The organism is Sphingobacterium sp. Lzh-3, assembly GCF_046764375.1.
Taxonomy (GTDB): Bacteria; Bacteroidota; Bacteroidia; order Sphingobacteriales; family Sphingobacteriaceae; genus Sphingobacterium.
The window spans coordinates 4,705,839-4,722,695 of the sequence record NZ_CP177226.1 but is presented as its reverse complement, the minus strand read 5'-3'; the positions used below and the strand labels follow the sequence as shown (position 1 = coordinate 4,722,695).

The 16,857-nt window shown below is 38.2% G+C and carries 16 protein-coding genes; 7 read left to right on the top strand and 9 right to left on the bottom strand.

All coding sequences use genetic code 11. The features are described from left to right. Nucleotides 1-28 precede the first annotated feature (28 nt). Nucleotides 29-1,558, top strand: coding sequence for a DUF2931 family protein (locus ACLCDV_RS19885; protein WP_411972062.1), 1,530 nt, complete (start codon nucleotides 29-31; stop codon nucleotides 1,556-1,558). Nucleotides 1,559-1,573: 15 nt separating this feature from the next. Here the strand turns inward: ACLCDV_RS19885 and ACLCDV_RS19880 are convergent, their stop codons facing one another. Beyond that, on the bottom strand, nucleotides 1,574-2,065 hold the full coding sequence (locus ACLCDV_RS19880; RefSeq protein ID WP_336835581.1) for a GNAT family N-acetyltransferase: 492 nt from the start codon (nucleotides 2,063-2,065) through the stop codon (nucleotides 1,574-1,576). Nucleotides 2,066-2,344: 279 nt separating this feature from the next. Here ACLCDV_RS19880 and ACLCDV_RS19875 point away from each other — a divergent pair, with 279 nt between their 5' ends. Both ACLCDV_RS19875 and ACLCDV_RS19870 read left to right on the top strand, forming a co-directional pair. Continuing rightward, nucleotides 2,345-4,075: a hypothetical protein gene (locus ACLCDV_RS19875; protein WP_343569917.1), complete on the top strand. Its 1,731-nt coding sequence runs from the start codon at nucleotides 2,345-2,347 to the stop codon at nucleotides 4,073-4,075. A gap of 449 nt (nucleotides 4,076-4,524) precedes the next feature. After that, on the top strand, nucleotides 4,525-5,202 hold the full coding sequence (locus tag ACLCDV_RS19870) for an ATP-binding cassette domain-containing protein (protein ID WP_411972061.1): 678 nt from the start codon (nucleotides 4,525-4,527) through the stop codon (nucleotides 5,200-5,202). A gap of 58 nt (nucleotides 5,203-5,260) precedes the next feature. On the opposite strand, the gene ACLCDV_RS19865 is transcribed toward ACLCDV_RS19870, so the two are convergent. After that, on the bottom strand, nucleotides 5,261-5,944 hold the full coding sequence (locus ACLCDV_RS19865) for a YceI family protein (protein ID WP_075993812.1): 684 nt from the start codon (nucleotides 5,942-5,944) through the stop codon (nucleotides 5,261-5,263). A 311-nt stretch (nucleotides 5,945-6,255) separates the two neighbouring features. On the opposite strand from ACLCDV_RS19865, the gene ACLCDV_RS19860 reads away from it, so the two are divergent. The 3 genes from ACLCDV_RS19860 (at nucleotide 6,256) to ACLCDV_RS19850 (ending at nucleotide 10,010) form a co-directional block, all read left to right on the top strand. Then, the gene (locus ACLCDV_RS19860; RefSeq protein WP_075993811.1) at nucleotides 6,256-6,639 is read left to right on the top strand and encodes a winged helix-turn-helix transcriptional regulator; all 384 of its coding nucleotides are present in this window, start codon (nucleotides 6,256-6,258) and stop codon (nucleotides 6,637-6,639) included. A 157-nt stretch (nucleotides 6,640-6,796) separates the two neighbouring features. Next, nucleotides 6,797-8,143 carry an acid phosphatase gene (gene acpA, locus ACLCDV_RS19855; RefSeq protein WP_411972060.1) on the top strand — a complete coding sequence of 449 codons (1,347 nt, stop codon included), beginning with the start codon at nucleotides 6,797-6,799 and terminating at the stop codon, nucleotides 8,141-8,143. Nucleotides 8,144-8,177: 34 nt separating this feature from the next. Next, nucleotides 8,178-10,010 (top strand): cytochrome-c peroxidase, encoded by a 1,833-nt coding sequence (locus ACLCDV_RS19850; protein ID WP_411972059.1) that lies wholly within the window; start codon nucleotides 8,178-8,180, stop codon nucleotides 10,008-10,010. A gap of 50 nt (nucleotides 10,011-10,060) precedes the next feature. Here the strand turns inward: ACLCDV_RS19850 and ACLCDV_RS19845 are convergent, their stop codons facing one another. From ACLCDV_RS19845 to ACLCDV_RS19835, 3 genes are all read right to left on the bottom strand, one after another. Next, nucleotides 10,061-10,645 carry a hypothetical protein gene (locus ACLCDV_RS19845; protein ID WP_411972058.1) on the bottom strand — a complete coding sequence of 195 codons (585 nt, stop codon included), beginning with the start codon at nucleotides 10,643-10,645 and terminating at the stop codon, nucleotides 10,061-10,063. 130 nt (nucleotides 10,646-10,775) lie between these two features. Then, the gene (locus ACLCDV_RS19840; protein WP_411972057.1) at nucleotides 10,776-11,288 is read right to left on the bottom strand and encodes a GNAT family N-acetyltransferase; all 513 of its coding nucleotides are present in this window, start codon (nucleotides 11,286-11,288) and stop codon (nucleotides 10,776-10,778) included. Between the two features lie 287 nt (nucleotides 11,289-11,575). Continuing rightward, nucleotides 11,576-11,935 carry a response regulator gene (locus ACLCDV_RS19835; protein ID WP_088162542.1) on the bottom strand — a complete coding sequence of 120 codons (360 nt, stop codon included), beginning with the start codon at nucleotides 11,933-11,935 and terminating at the stop codon, nucleotides 11,576-11,578. A gap of 206 nt (nucleotides 11,936-12,141) precedes the next feature. Between ACLCDV_RS19835 and ACLCDV_RS19830 the strand changes: the two genes are divergently transcribed. Continuing rightward, a complete protein-coding gene (locus ACLCDV_RS19830) occupies nucleotides 12,142-12,933 on the top strand; it encodes an NIPSNAP family protein (RefSeq protein ID WP_411972056.1) in 792 nt (263 codons plus the stop codon). Nucleotides 12,934-12,946: 13 nt separating this feature from the next. Here ACLCDV_RS19830 and ACLCDV_RS19825 read toward each other — a convergent pair whose 3' ends face one another. The 4 genes from ACLCDV_RS19825 to ACLCDV_RS19810 form a co-directional block, all read right to left on the bottom strand. Then, complete coding sequence (locus tag ACLCDV_RS19825; protein ID WP_145330776.1) at nucleotides 12,947-13,348, bottom strand: hypothetical protein; 402 nt, start codon at nucleotides 13,346-13,348, stop codon at nucleotides 12,947-12,949. A 203-nt stretch (nucleotides 13,349-13,551) separates the two neighbouring features. Further along, nucleotides 13,552-14,406 (bottom strand): AraC family transcriptional regulator, encoded by an 855-nt coding sequence (locus ACLCDV_RS19820; protein ID WP_411972055.1) that lies wholly within the window; start codon nucleotides 14,404-14,406, stop codon nucleotides 13,552-13,554. A gap of 139 nt (nucleotides 14,407-14,545) precedes the next feature. Beyond that, nucleotides 14,546-15,103 carry a hypothetical protein gene (locus ACLCDV_RS19815; RefSeq protein ID WP_411972054.1) on the bottom strand — a complete coding sequence of 186 codons (558 nt, stop codon included), beginning with the start codon at nucleotides 15,101-15,103 and terminating at the stop codon, nucleotides 14,546-14,548. Nucleotides 15,104-15,268: 165 nt separating this feature from the next. Then, the gene (locus ACLCDV_RS19810; protein WP_411972053.1) at nucleotides 15,269-16,807 is read right to left on the bottom strand and encodes an ArnT family glycosyltransferase; all 1,539 of its coding nucleotides are present in this window, start codon (nucleotides 16,805-16,807) and stop codon (nucleotides 15,269-15,271) included. Nucleotides 16,808-16,857 lie beyond the last annotated feature (50 nt).

Sequence of the window (16,857 nt, the reverse complement as noted above, 5' to 3'; positions counted from 1 at the left end):
GATTTTTTTGGATTAAAAACAAATTACAATGATTTTAAGAGCTACGGTTTCTGCTTTTTTGGTTGCCATCATCAGCCTAATCGCGACCCTACTTGTACAGAATGCAGATTTAAATTTAGTTTATGCTGCATTTTGCTGTTCGCCTTATTTTATTGTTATCGCCTTGGTTTATTTCCATTTTAATTTCTTTCGAAAGAAATTAAAGGTCTTAGAGAAACCAAAATTCGCTTTTGAACTTGGCTATGGTTTTCTTTTTTATTGCTTATTTTCTTTATTGCTTCCGGTACTTCTTTTTTTATCAACCTTGGGTGATGAATACGAGCATCGACTTTATGCGGATCTGGGCGGAGTGATCAAGGAAATGTTTCCCTTGATTTTAACACTCAGTATTTTCCTGACATTCTTTAGTAGCGTGATTATAACATGGGCTGTAAAATCCTGGAAATATTTGGTTCCGACTTTGCTTGGATATCTTATTTTGCTACCGATTATATTTGCGTTCTCAACGACAATACGTGAGTTTAATGACCTCAGGGAAGAACGCCTCACGCAAGAAGATAATATCAAGGAAGGACGCTATAAATGGTTCTGTGCGATGAGTAATCCTACAGCTTATCCCGTCCAGCTGTATAAAGGCCGCTTTATCTTTCCGAAAGATGAGGATTATGAGTTTACATTTAGTGAGGGCAATATCGTGAACTATAACGCCGTTTGGGGACAGGCTGGGGGTGGTACATATGAGCAGGTGATGTCATTGCCTAAGGCATTGGACATTACGTGGTATTCATTTGCTGAAGATGTTTTTTATCGTATGAACGGTGCGATTGATTATGATAAATTGCGCACGTTGTTCAGTACACCATACCAAGAAAAAGGGGCGACGAAAACTGTTGATGAACATTATAATAAGGTTATTTTGGGCTTTGCTCCGGGGGGCGTACTTGTGATATGGGCCACTGGAACAGGACGTCGTCAGGTCGAAATTGGTCGTTATCAAGCAGAAAAAGTAGTGCTCCATGCTACGGATACATCCAAGGAAAATGGAACGTATGGTAATATCTTTAATCAAGAATGGCGCGAACAGGTATTGTCCGATACATCGATTATTCCTTCGGATGTTCAAGAAGCTATTGCAAATAAACCGATTCCCTATGGCTATTGGGATAAATTGCGCACGCGGTATTCTTTACAGCCAAAATTTGTTATGTCTGCCGACATTAAAACATTCGACGCAGACTTTGAATTTTATAATTCCGAACGTTTTGTCTTTGATGAGCGTCTTCGGGATATGGACATGGCATCTCGAGGTATTCCCAAAGATGTTTATATCAAATGGTATGATCAGCATAATAACCGATGTGCTGCGCGGTTTTTGTTTGATGAAACTGAGACATTTAAAAACTTTGCTTCATTTTTTAATGATAAAAAGGACATTGGGGCTGTGCTGGAGTTCAGTGTTGATACAAAGACTAAAATAGCAACAGCGACATTAAAGAATAATACTGAAAGTAAGCTGCTTTTGCAAACTGAAGTAATCGACTATGGAGAGCATTTCTAAAATTCGGAAGAGAACCTAAAGATCTTTTTTCATGTTATAGTTTGGTATTTCGACTTCAGTTCGTATTTGAATCTGCTCCGCGATAACTTTGAAGCCATTAGCTTCAAAAAAAGGTTTTGCTGTTTTGCTTACGTCTGCGGTTAAAATAGTGTTTTTATGTGTGGTAGCTTCGGTTTCCAGTGCATTATAAAGCTGTTGTGCAATCCCTTGTCGTTGAAAATCTTTATGCACATACAAGACGTCGATATAATCTCCATGAGCTAAGGAGGCAAAACCAACAATCTTCTGATTCAGCACAGCTACAATAAAATACTGATCTTCGATTAGCCGATGCCAACGGCCAGTGTTATTGACGGATGATATCCATGCTACAATTTGCTCGTTATTATAATCATTTGCGCATACAGTCTCAATCGTTCCGGAAAATAGGATTAATATTTCCTGCAGATCTTTCAATATTCCTTTTCGGAGAGTTAATCCTGTTGTTTTTGTTTGAATTTTGTTCATTTTTTTGGAAAAGTGTTAAATAAAAGACCTGATCTGTCAAATTTAATGGAGTGTAATAGTGTTGAAAGAAGGCGAAATTTTAATAAAAACGTATAATTATGTTAAAGTTATAAATATTATATTTATAACCGGATTTGGGCGCATTGATTTGCGAGCAATATGTCTGTATTAACCATTTTCTTTAAGGATTTTGCGTGTTAATTTTAAAGAATTATTGAAAATTATTTTATTGGTTATACCAATAGGGAGACAGCGCGCTGAAATTGACCTTTTTTAAGCATGAAAACCATTTTATTTTATTCTTTTGTACTCGTTTCTTTGGTATTGTCAGGCAACCTTAATCATGTCTATGGGCAATCTGTAGCAGAAATATCTGCTATTGAGAATCCTGTTGTCCAACTGGAAGCTGTCCTACTGTTGCCCATCAGATTTGACGGTGATACGATCAAGTTGAGAAATGCCTTGGCTCCGGTTTTTGAATTGGCAGACAAAAAAAGGAATATTGCTTTAAAATGGGCCTATTATATGCGCATGGCCGATGGTTTCTCTATAGCTTTTGATCGTATAAATTCGTCATCTGAGCGCTATTATCGTTTGGCTGAGCAGCTGCTACGTGTTCATCCTGATGCTGAATTAGAAATGTTAGGTTGTGCCCGTGAAGGGTATTACAACTTCGTCTATAGACGGGTAAAAGAAGCATTTCCGTTCTTTCTACGAGCGAATGATTTAAAATCTAAAGTCAATATCAAAAAAATCCCCTTGGTGGTGAAGCATTACCAATTTATGGCGAGCTTCTACAGTTATATTGGTGATCAGGCAAATGCTGTTGTTTATTTGGAAGAGGCTTTACCCTTTACAAAGCCGGCTTCACGAGAACGTGTCGATCTGATCAACTCTATTGCTGTATATCTGGCAAAGGACTCGCTCAATCACCAAGCCTTTTCTTATTTGAATCGTGCCATGGATGAGGCTAAATTGGCGAAGGATTCCGTGTGGATCGGTATTATTTCGGGTAATCTGGCGGATCATGCATGGCGAAAAGGTGAAAGGGAAAAAGCTATTGCATTGGTTAAGAAAAATATAGCGCTCTCCATGCGTTACAATGAACGTACAGATGCAATGCGGGCAAATCTCAATCTAGCCAATTGGTATATCGAATTGAAAGAATGGAAGTTGGCCGAGCAATATACGATGGCCTGTGAGCATTTGATGGAAGACAAACCCTATTTTTTGAAATATAAAATGGAACTAGCAAAATCCAAGTCCAACATTATGCGGGGCTTAGGACGTGAAGGGGAGGAGCTTAAGCAATTGCATTTGTATCTAATGCTGAAAGATTCGTTGGAAAAGAGAACGAATGACAAGGAGATACAGAAAATGCTCTGGCAAAGGGAATCTGAAAAATACAACCGGACTATCCAAGCCACGGAAGAAAAACGGATTCGGACAAAACGGATGTATCAGTTTATAGGCATTGTCCTTATGTTGATTTTTGCGATAGTTGTTCTGTTAGTCAATAAGTCGAAAATTAAAATTAAGATGCGGAATACTTTACTGGAAAAAGACCAACTTGCGCTTGCCTATGAAAAACAATTGTTAGATCAGGAGCTAATGATTTTACGCAACTCCTTGACCGAGTTTACAGACACTATCCGGCAAAACGATGTCGTCATCCAGCAACTTAGGCAGGAAGTAGTAAAGATTTCTGAATCTGATCCGGCATACCTGACACAAGTTACGGATAATCTGAACGCGCTTTTGCAGCAGCATATTATGACCGATGAGCGGTGGCAAAAATTCAAACATGTTTTTAATAAGGTATATCCAGCTTATCTGACACAAATGCGGCAAACTTATCCAAAGATTACCGAGAATGACCTCAAGATATTAGCGCTGCTCAAATTGGATTTAAGTAATGCAAGTATGAGCGAATTGCTGTGTGTTTCGGTGGAAGCGGTTCGTAAGGCAAAACAGCGATTGAAGAAAAAATTAGAACAAACCGAAAAGTAAGGATATAGAGGTGCTATCAGGTGCATCCGCTGAAGTTAAGGAATGTTAAAAATAATGTTCGGTCATTTCTTTTGGCTATATTCATTTCAGCGTTTAAAACCTTTTTATTATGATAACGCCGATTATAAGTAGCTAATACATTTCTAATTGAATTCCATTAAGACGATACGGTTGAGTTTAAAATTTTTTAGATTCATTATTCTCTTTAATTTATTTGTGACAGGAGGTATTCTTTTACAGTCACCACGTTTTATGCTGAATTCCGTTGGAACAGCGTCGTTCTATATGTTCATTTTTTGGTTTAAAGTCATTGGTTCTATTATTTCTTTTATTGCCGAATATATTTTTCATCTTCCTAAGAAAGAAGTGTTTCTGAAAAATTTGCATCTATCTCCCATAAGTCTGCTGATAAGGCTTAGTGTAATAGACTTTTTGTTATTTGTAATTTTATGTTGGAGTCTGAAAATTTATCTAACGAGCTGCTATACATAGATAGTTTATCGTTTAGTCGTGGTGGCAGGAGCATTCTTTCGGGGCTTTATTTGACATGTGCGCAGCAAGAAGTGGTCGGGATTTTGGGCAGAAATGGTAGTGGGAAATCTACCCTGATGAACGTTATATTTGGACGTATTAAAGCGGATTTTGCTTTCATGCGTTGCAAAGGTGTTAAATTTGAAAAAGGCTACCAGACAGGAGAGATTACCTATCTCCCTCAGGAAGGTTTTTTGCCTAGAAATTTGCTGCTTTCTGAAGCCCTTCAATTTTTTCAAATTGATGATGTTAATTTACTGGAGCTTCCATTGGTTCAAGAGAATTTGAATAGGCGATTGAGTAGCCTATCATTGGGAATGATTCGTTTGTTTGAAACGCTATTGATCGTTTATACCAAAGCATCCATCGCTTTACTTGATGAACCCTTTGTCGGTCTTAGTCCTATTTATATTGAGCTTATTAAAGAACAGATTCAGTTAGTAAAATATCGAAAAGGAATATTGATATCAGATCATTATTTTAGGCAGGTAATGGAAATCAGTGACCGCATATACCTCTTGAAAGATTCACACTTGACCCAGGTCCTGAATGAAGACGACCTCTTATTGGGAGGTTATTTAAATCAAATAGATTAATCAAGTAGAACCTACCCGATTAATCTATTTACTATAAGCGACTAAACGCTATTGAAAACTATTTCGCATTTTTTGCAGTGACATTAAGTTCAATGTCAACGTTTTGTGCAATCATCCAATCTTGTGGATTACCTTCTGTACCGTAAGTAAGACCCCAATCTTGTCTTTGGATCGTAAATTTAGAGTAGAATGTTACTTCGTCACCATTGAACGTAATTTTTGCAGGGAAAGTTACATTCACCGTTTTATCTTTGATGGTTAAGTTACCGCTGACCGTATTTGTCGCATCAGCAACAACACTTTTTCCTTGCGCTGCATCGAATGGACCAACTTTGGTGATTTCGAATTTTGCAGTTGGATATTTTGCTACGTCAAAGAAATCAGCACTTTTTAAATGTGCATCCAAATCTGATGATTTTTTGCCACCGGATGTTGCAGGATCTACAGAAGCTGTATCTGTCAGAATAGAATTGACATCAATGGTGAAAGTACCACCAGTAACTGTATTATTTTCAGCTGAAAGTGTTCCTTCGCTTTTCAAAACACCATATCTTGGGTTTAAACCGCCTTTATGGTAACCAGTCCATTTTAATGAGCTTTTATCTGCTTCAACAGTGTAAGTCTGTCCTTTTTGTTCAGTTACTTCCTGAGCAGTTGTTGTTGTTGCTTTGTCGCCGTTTGTGTTCTGACAAGAAGCTAACAATAGCATAAGGGCTAAACCCGAGATTAATTGCTTTTTCATTTTTAATCGTTTTATTTTTTATATGTTATTTGCACTTTTCATTTTGCAGCATCAACTGTGCCAATTTATTCCTTCTGATGTTGCCAATACAAAGGTAGATGATAGATAGTTTATTTTAGGTATCAGTTTCCTTAAGGAAACTACTTTCCAAAAAGATAGTGGTCTGAAACTTTATAAATGCGTATTTTTGTAAGAATAAAGAAATCATGCCAATGGAGCCAAGCTTTGCTTGTGTATTCATCTATCGCTGATCGTTTAGGGAAATAGGATGCTCTAGGAAGGCGGGTAATGCATGAATAAAAAAAAGTGAAATGAAAAAGGAAGCAACTTTAACGTCGTCGGGTGCATGTAAAACACGTGTGTTGGCCATTAACGATACCATGGAGATTTTAGCCGGAAAATGGAAATTTCATATTATAGGTACCCTATTGTTGGTCGAGAAATTACGTTTTATGGAACTGCTGCGCGAAGTTGAAGGGATAGGTGCGAAGATGTTGTCTAAAGAACTGCAGGATTTAGAAATGAACCAGCTGATCAGAAGAACAGTATTAAATACCAAACCCCTGACGGTAGAGTATGAATTGACCGAGTGCGGAAAAACTTTGGGTCCAATCATCGATGAGATTACTAAATGGGGTATAACCTACCGGAGTAAACTTTATACCAAGAATGAGGAAGTGGAAGCTACAAGCTAATAGGTAAACAGGTCTTTGTTTTTAGTGATAAGAGGAAAGCTGCCTGTAAAGAACCTGATACGTAGGTCGCAAATCCTTTTGATTATAGGTTACGAAAACGATAATAATTGTAAGTTTGTTCTAGAAATTACAGTCTAACCTACTAAAAGAAGACAGGATGCGGTTACAACACTTATTTTATTTGTCTCTTGGAGTTTTGAGTATCAGCAGTTGCGGACTTACCAAAAACGCCCGACACCAAGAGATTCCCTTCGATGAAGGGATCAAAAAAATTAACCATGTGGTTGTTGTTTATATGGAAAACCATAGTTTTGACAATCTGTATGGCGAATTCAAGGGAGCCAATGGCATAGCGAATGTCAAGAAGGGGGATTTTTTACAGGTAGACGAGCACGGTAAAGCCTACCAATACCTCCCCGAAATTCCACGTAATAATTCCTTTCCAACCAATCTACCCAATCAATTTTTTAATATAGACCAATATGTACCTTCGGATAAGGCGACGCCCGATGTTACACACCGTTTTTATCATAATCAATTGCAGATCAATGGAGGGAAAATGGATAAATTTGCCCTCTATAATGATTCCAAAGGTTTAGCAATGGGCTATTACAATACGGAGAAGCTACCTTTGTATCCGTTTGCCAAAGCGTATACATTGTGTGATAATTTCTTTCAGAGTGTATTTGGCGGATCCTATTTAAATCATATTTATTTGATTTCCGCAGCTATTCCTGTTTGGCCTGATGCACCAAGCTCAATGGTTGCTAAACTTGATGCAAATGGCAAGATGATTAAGGATGGTGTAGTTACGCCAGACGGTTATGCGATCAATCACGTGCTTTCTCGCAACAAACCTTATCCCGCGAAATCGGATACTTCCAAATTATTACCTTCTCAGACTATGCCGACCATTGGCGATCGCCTAACAGCGAAAAATGTAAGTTGGGCTTGGTATTCAGAAGGCTGGGATGACGCTGTTGCCGAACGTAAAAATAATTTTGCCTACAATCATGAGCCCTTTTTATACTTCGCGAATTATGAGGATGGTAAGGAAGGGCGAAAACACATGAAGGATCAAAACGATTTTATTAAAGCCGCAAAAGAAGGGACGCTTCCAAGTGTGTCTTTTGTTAAACCGGGTGGCGGCAATGATGAGCATCCCGGAAGTTCGGCGGTCTATTCCTCCGAGCAACTTGCGGTTGACTTAATCAATGCTGTATTGGAGGGACCGAATGCAAAAGACGCGTTGGTGATTTTGACCTACGATGAATTTGGTGGCTTTTTTGATCACGTTAACCCACCCGTCGTTGACCGTTGGGGACCTGGTAGCCGTATCCCGGCAATTGTCATTGGACCATTTGCTAAACGTGGTGTAGTGGATCATACGCCATATGAAACAGTGAGCATCCTTTCATTTATAGAAAAACGCTGGGGAATAGAGCCTCTTGCTGAAAGGGATAGAAAAGCAAATCCGTTTAGAAATGCGCTCGTTTTCAAATAAACGGTTTTTATATCGAGAGATAGGAAATTGAGCGATGTGTAAAAAGGTTGTTGTTTTTATCGTATTGGTTGCAATAGTATTTACCCTCGGATTTACTACAGGGCAGCCTGTTTATACAAAACAAAAAGTGGGCAATGCCCGTGAGCATCTGATTCAGAAAGAAGTACTGGGTCAGATGCTTTCTTTTAAGACTTATATCAAGGATACACTGAATGCCGAAGTACGGAAAGGTAAAGTGGATACACTTGGGCTGAGAAGAGCTTTTTTGAAGACAAGGCTTCTTTTTAAAAAGTTTGAATGGGCGTCCGAATATTTTACAGCAGATCTATCCAGAAGATTAAATGGTCCTCCGGTGGAGGAAGTTGAAAATGCAGATTTGTTGGATCCCTCTTTGGCCAGGGGAGTGGAGCCTATTGGATTGCAGGTGATTGAAGAGCTTATCTATCCCACTTACGCTAATAACAATAGGCAAAAGCTAATTCGTGAAATCGAACATTTGATAACCAATACGGATTATTTGATTTCCTATTTTGAAGATCATCAATTGGAAGACTGGCGTATTTTGGATGCAACAAAATTGGAGGTGTTTCGGATTATTTCCTTAGGAATTACCGGATTTGATAATGCACTTTCTCGAAATAGTATGATCGAGTCCTCCATTGCATTAGGCAGTCTACAGCAAATTCTTTTGCAATATGCAGGTAGAAAAGAAACACTACCTTTAATGCTTACAGGGGCGATCAAATATTTGCAACAACATGCGGAATTTGAATCGTTCGATAGGGCGCAATTCATTACCCAATTTGCCAACAATATCAGCACGGAGATAGCACAGTTGCAACGTAATCTTCCAGGCCCTAAAATCAGATACAATCGGATGCTTCGGCAAGACGTCAATACGATGTTTGACCTGAATGCATTTAATGTAGATGCCTTTAGCCCAGGGCCGAAATTCCATTTCAGCAATGAAAAGGCTGTATTGGGCGAGAAATTGTTTTATGATGTTGCTTTGTCGGGGACACATACGAGAAGTTGCGCTTCATGCCATCATCCTGATCGCGCATTTACTGATGGGTTAAACTTGCAAGTGGACATTCATGGTTCGGGACGTTTGCTCAAACGCAATACGCCTACATTGCTCAATGCGGCCTTACAGTCCAACTATTTCTATGATATGCGTTCGTTGACGCTGGAAGATCAGATACACGAAGTCATTGGTAATAAGCAGGAAATGGACGGCTCGGTAACTGATATCGTTCAATACGTTTCTTCGGATAAAATCTATCGATCATTATTTAATAAAGCGTTCAATACAGCGGATGGACCGATCTCAGCTGAGCAGGTAAGCAATGCACTTGCTTCTTATATTCGTGGCCTGACCAAAATCAATAGCCGTTTTGATGATTATATGCGTGGGGATAAGAACGCATTATCCAAACCGGAAGTGGATGGGTTTAATTTATTTATGGGCAAGGGAAAATGTGCGACCTGTCATTTCCTGCCTTTATTCAACGGTGTTACACCGCCTAAATTTATTCAGAGCGAAGTCGAAGTCCTGGGCGTACCAAAATCCCTGAAAGATTCTGTGCTGGATTCCGATTTAGGGTACTATGATATCATTGGTGTTGATTCGTATAAATATGCCTTTAAGATACCTTCTGTCCGGAATGTAAAGAAAACTGCTCCCTATATGCACAATGGGATCTATCAGTCCTTGGATGAGGTCATGGAATTTTATAATAATGGGGGTGGGGCAGGATTGGGGATCAAATTACCCAATCAGACATTGTCAGATAGAAATTTGCATCTGACCGAAAAGGAAAAGAAAGACATCATTGCATTTATGGAAAGTCTCGAAAGCCAATAAAATGGCCGGTGGGTATCTCTTTTAGAATCCTATCGATTGTTTATGCTGGGCTAAGGAGTTTTATTGAGCCTAAATGAGGGGGTATCAAATTGATTGAGCTCTTGCAGTAACGGTAAGGGATTAATTCTTATCGTAGTTTTTCTTTCTTGTAGATTCTCTTCGGACCCTAGCGCTTTTACCTGTTCCGTTTTTATCCCAGTTAATAAGTTGAATTGGGTTTCAGTCGTTGTGTTTTTGCCATCCCAGGTTCCTTTTTCTAGGTAGATCAATTCAAAATTTCCATTTCTGCAACGAAATGTATAGTTGGTATGCCCATCTGTGATATCGGCTAATATATGAAGCTGACCATTTTCGATAGCGAAGTTGGGCAGCGGAAAATGGGGTTCGATCATCGTCGTTGAGGAGAGGGCCAACTGTAGCTTTCCCTTGGGTTTGGACAGAAATACCTGCGTTTTAATTGGTGTTGCCGTATTTGAAGTGTCCATGGCAAGAACAATTTTATCCGGATAACCATCATGATTTATATCGCCTTCTAGTTCTTGAATTTTTGCTGTAAAACTGTCTTTTGTTGCCTTTTGCTGGCCATACAAAGCTAAACTAGCTAAAAAGAATATGCTCAAGATTAGTTTTTTCATCCGGTATTAACACAGCATTAAATGAAACATAAATCGATTCAATATACGCATTCAAGATGGAAAAGCGATTATTTTACCCTATCTTGGTTTCTCGGGATTGATTAACAGTCCAGTTAGTTCGCCTTACTGATTATAGGAGTAGACTATAATACATAGAGTAACCACTTGTTCCGTCGAGCCATTGTACAAGTTCTTTATGGCTATAGTGAAAACCGGCTTTTCGGATAGCGGCTTTTGAAATCATATTTATTTCACGATGGCTTATCGTCAGTTTTCTTAATTGATTCTCGATGGCCCACACCATTCTTATTTTATACAAAAGACTCGATAGACCTAATTTTCTATACTGTGGCTGTATGAAAGACTGACCAAAGTAGGCTTCTTCTTTATTCAGCAACAGCATACTGGTTATCCCAATCATTTTTTCATTTTCGAAAAGACCAAAAACAATACGCGGGTATCTTATGCGTTCTGCCCAATCCTTATCAGATAGTTCTATTTCAGGAGGAGTGCTCTGTCGAAAAAGTGTAGGTTCGGTTTGAATTGACTCGATACGCATCGCTTTATAAAGTGGGGATTCGCTCTCTGTCAGCTGACGGATATGGAATGAACCTGATTGAAATGCTAAAACGGACTCTGACATAGCGTAATTAATGCTGTCTTAACGATTATTTCTAATACTACAATGCGAAAGTATGTATTATTATTTATACTTCAAATGTGGTATTGCATTCATTCCAAATTGCTGATTCCCGATGACTATGCCGCGACAACTATGACAATACATGCCTGCAATTGAGTAAGCCACAATTGTATTAAAGCAACACATGATCCTATTCGTTTCAATGTGGCCTTATGCGCAAGTAGGGTATGAAAATATAAGTTTCGCGAGTAGCATTTCCGTAATGGTGCTGAAATATAAGAATAGAACTACAGTAGTTCAGCTATTCTATTTTCTAAATCTTCTAGATCAAAAGGCTTGGCGAGATAGCTGTCTGCTCCAGCTTGTTGGGCTAGTGTTTCAATATCGGTATTTGCGGAGAGGTAGATAACAGGGATGTCTCGATATAAAGGATGTTTTTTGAGCAGACGAGTGGCTTCTACACCACCTATTTTTGGAATCCAATTGTCCATCAAGATTAAATCTGGACGTACCTCTTCAACCTTTTCGATGATATCGTGAGAGGTTTCTGAAACGGCCATATTATAGCCGTTTGTTTCAAGGATTATTGTGCATATTTCAAGGACATGTTTATCATCGTCCAACATCAGTATTGTTTTATTTGGCATGTTTTCGTTTTAAAAAAAGGTGGAGCTAAATTAACTAAAAAGCCTTAGGGGAAGCATGGGTAAAATACCGATTCTAATAAGTAGAAATCCCCATTTTTAGGCTTAATGGAAGATAGTTTTGTGATGAGACGAATCTTCCGAGTTTGAACTTTCAAAATTAATATTATCTTTATGGTATAATCAATAACCAATTCATCTTATTGCTCATGAAAAAGAATGCCTTTAACCTATATAGACCTTTCATCTTAGTTTTATTGCTTGTCGCTGTGGGAAGTTATGCCGCTGCATTTGAAAAAGTAAATCAGAACTATTTTCAGTTGAAAGTATATCATTATGAGACTGATGAGCAGGAGAAAGTCATTGACCAGTATCTTGAGTCGGCTTATTTACCGGCATTGCATAAATTGGGATTTAAAGAAATCGGCGTATTTAAACCCTTAGAAAATGCAGTTGGCCAAGATAGATTGGTTTACGTGTTCATCAGTGCTGCTGATCTCAGTTTGCTGGTTAATTTGGATCAGCGGCTGGCCAAAGATCAAAAATACCTGGAGGCTGGAAAGATTTATATTGGGGCAGGTTATAGTAATCCTCCTTTCAAAAGGTTGGAGACAATATGGATGAAAGCATTTGAAGGAATGCCCAAATCAGCGCTTCCTAAATTATCTGCTGAAAAAAATAAACGCATTTATGAACTACGCAGTTATGAGGCTGCAACCGAGAAACTGTCAATGAATAAGATAGACATGTTCAACAACGGTGAAATCGATATTTTTAATAAGTTAAATTTTAATGCTGTATTCTATGGACAAGTAATTGCCGGTAGTACGATGCCCAACCTGATGTATTTAACGGCTTTCGAAAATATGGAAGACAGGAATATACATTGGAAAGATTTTGGACCTTTATACAAACCAATGCAGGATTTACCGCAATACCAGAATAACGTATCTAAAAGTATAAAGGTGCTACTGTTTCCTACGGCATATTCCGATATTTAGAATTCGATTTAATTTATTTTTTTCTAACAAATAAATTAAATCTTTTGCACCAGTCAAAGAAGCTGGACAAAGCCTGTGTATCTAATTTTTCAAAATTGTAAATCTTATGCGGATAAGGCAGAGCATTGGTATAGATGCCTGTATTCGCTAAAACAAGCATAGGGCCATCGCTGTCAATTTGGTCAAAATATTTGCTGATGATTTTATAATGTGTATTAAATAGTGATTCTACAGCTTCATTGTTCGGAACGAGGGAGATGGTATAGTCGTAATCTGCATGTTGCATCTTTTGGCAATTGCAGATAATATTTTCGCCAAGGGAAACCTCATTTCCACTATCCCAAAGAAAATTGGCGACTTCAAAAAATAAATCGTTTTTAACTTGCCCGACAGGCTCGGCGATGAAATATCTCATTAGCTTTCTCTTTTATTTGCTTTACCTTTTTGAATTCCGTTGATTACAGTAGTTTTATTCCAGCGAAAATCTGCAATTCCTCAAAAAGGATTTTATACCTTTTGATATTGATGAATTAAGGAATGGGGTTCACTGTATTTTATATTACAAAGAAATATTAATCCAGTGGGGTTTAAAAGAGATAAAAGGTGGTAAGTATTGGACTATTCGAGGTTTTTGTTTCGAAATGTAAGGGCAGTCATGCCTGTTACTTTTGAAAATAAGCGTGAAAAATAAGGATAATCATCGTAGCCAAGTGCGGCAGCAATCTCCTTGACGGATTTACTTGAATGGTATAGCAGCCGTTTTGCTTCCAATACGATACGTTGTTGAATATGATAGGTGACGGGCTTTCCAGTTGCTTTTTTGATACATTCATTGAGATAAGCTGTTGATATTTTCAATTTCTCGGCATATATTTTTGGCTGTTTATTGATGATAAAATCTTTATCCAACAATGCATTGAACTGTTTTGTAATATGCTCTGCTCTGGACTGTGCGTCACTTTTTTTTGATTGTACTAAATACTGTGAAATAATTAGGGCTGCGATCGTATTGCAGCTGTCTTTCATGAACGTAGGATACAGTTTTTCGTGTTTTCTTTCGTTGAGCTTTAAACAGATATCTACCGTTTTCGATAAGATAGTGCATGTTTCTTGGTCAATGTTGATTGGAGCAATCGTATCAATATCTTTCAATGCATTGATGTAATCCGAATTCAGGTTTTCTACACTGATCATTAGGACACTAAACACACTGTAGTCCATTGCGATGCCACGATGCACTTGATAGGGCTGAATGATCATGACAGAAGAAGGACCCAGTTGGTGTTGCTGAAAATCTATTTCGAAGATGCCATTTCCCTCCTCGAGTATAAAAAACAGGTAGAAATCATCGCGATGTGCCTGACTTATTTGGGCTAGTTCTAAATTTCTAACAGCATTCTTTTTTATCAATATTCCTAAATTAAAATCATTCGGAAATGAATTTAGTGGTATAGTGTGACTTTTTTGCTGCATTTTTCTTAATGATCGATATGTACTGGATGATCCAACAACTGCATGTCTCAAAAAGGATGGTCCTTGTTAAGTGATCATTGTTGTCAAAAAGCTTCCTGTGTTTCAACGCTGGTTAGTTGATGGGAAAGCACGGTCAAATTTAAACATTTGTCAAGATAGCGAGTATGTTTTTTCTGTATTCGGGATCTTTTTCCCGGAGTTCCAGGATCTTGTTTTTTAAATCCACATTGACATACCATTCGGCGTAAAGGTTCTTTTCATTTGCACCGTCGAAGAAAACTTTCGCTTTAATATAATCTTCATCAAAATGCTCTGGTCGTCCGCTGACAATAAATGCGGTGGAACCGACGCTATCTTGCATATTACCAAGCGTACCATCTATTTGAAATAAGCTATGTAAGGCCCTGGTAAAATTGTCGCTCAGTTTACCTATCGAATAGAAGTTAACTCCTTCACGGTAAAATCTTTTTTTATCAACCTCAGTGTCTACAATTCCTAATTTCATATCGGGTCGAAAGGCTATTGCCAGGCCTACTGTCTCTCTACCCCAAAGCCCCTTTGCCTGAACGATATGATGTTCGTCGTCGTCCTTCCAATATTTTGTTACTGTCAATTGTAAATCCACAAAATCATCATCTTCGCTAACATCAATTTGCTTCAGATTACCCTGTCCCTTCAAAAAATTCAAAAATCGCATAAATATCCTATTAATATGGTATTAAGCCCCAGTAGTCGCTACGGTGCTGGCGGTATTACGGCGAGCATGACTAGGTGGGAAGCTTTGGCTAAGTATATTAAAGATAATAAATATTTCAGATAAAAAAAGCGCTCAGTTAACCTTAAAGGCTTAAAAGTCGCTAATTCATAAAGGAAGATTCTTTTCCTTTTTTTCTGATTCTACTTCATTTGAAACCCGTTCATTGATATTAATTTTAGCGTTGATAAAAGAGAAGATCATTGTTCCATGTTCCCGGGCATAGCTATTTGTAATGGAGTCTGCTACCATTGACTGTGTAAAGAAGGGACTGGTTGTTTTTAGTTCAGTTTCACGCTCCCAACGGTTCTTGACCCGGATCAAATTGCGGTATTTTTTACTCAGATCAAACCAATTGATATAATCGGCATTGAAAGAAACAGCCCTAATCCCAAGTTTGGAATAGTAGTTTATAGCACCTGCCTGTCCATAATTGTCGCAAAGAACGAGTGTATTTTGAGGTTGGGGAATCTGACGATAAACGCTATCTACTTTGTGGGCAAGTTCTTTCCAACCTAACATATCGGCAAAGTCTTGTGGAAGTGGGTGTTCTTCACCATCTTCCCAGGTTAACATGCCGTATTTACGGTATTTTTCAGGATGTTCTACAAAGTACGATGGATTGCGATTGGGAAAGGCAATGTTGTAGATCGGTAGAAACAAGATGCCTGTTAAAACGATGAAGATTGGCTTAAGAATTTTACCAGTTTTGTTTTCCAGTAGTGATGCAATATAAACCGCTCCGAAGGCAAAATAAATGGGATAAATACCTATCGCATAATAATCTTTGGCTCTTAAAAATAGGAAAATACCAATGGTAATAAAAAATGACCAGAAGAATAGGCGATAAGGTTTAAATGGGGGATATTTCAACAAGGCATATAAACCGAAAATTATAACAGGAAAAGTCCCGAAGAAAAACAAAAACTGAGAACGGACAAAGCTCCACCGATTGACGTGGACGAGTTGCGTTGCCTGAAGCTCTTTAAAATGAGAGAATACCGGAAAATTATTTTGATACTGCCATATTAAATTCGGCAAGATGATAAGTATGGCGATGAGTAAACTACCATATAATTTTCGTTCCGTAAATACCTTCCGTTCGGGCGCGAGTGCAAGAGCAGGAACTAAACCCAAGATCAGAAACATGATATTATATTTATTCAAAAAGCCAATAGCAAATACAAAGGCAATATAAAACAGCCATTTCGATTGTTGGTTGTTCAAATATCGTATGATGAGATAGTATATGGAAGTCCAGCACAATACATCCAGAGAATTTGGCTGATATAACCCATTCAGACGAAAGAGAACGGAAAACATAATACTGCAACTGCCAAATATAAGTGCAAAGAGGTTTCCTTTCAGCGCTTCTATTGTTTTCCAGACCACTAAAATCGTCAAAGCTCCGTACAATGCGGGGAAAAATTTGATCCAGAATTCGGAATTTCCCATTATTTTGATCAGATAGGAGGTCCAAGAGGTGAGGGGCGGAACAGAGAGATAGCCCCAAGCCAGATGATTCGCCTGATCGAGATGTAGAAATTCGTCACGCTGCAATTCGTAAATCGGACTAATCAACTGATATTGAATGATGAATTTTAACAGGATGAGACCAATTAAGATAAATCGATGTTTAAGTGCCATCTTAATTTTTGTTTAGGGATATCAAGATACAATTTACGATAAAAATACAA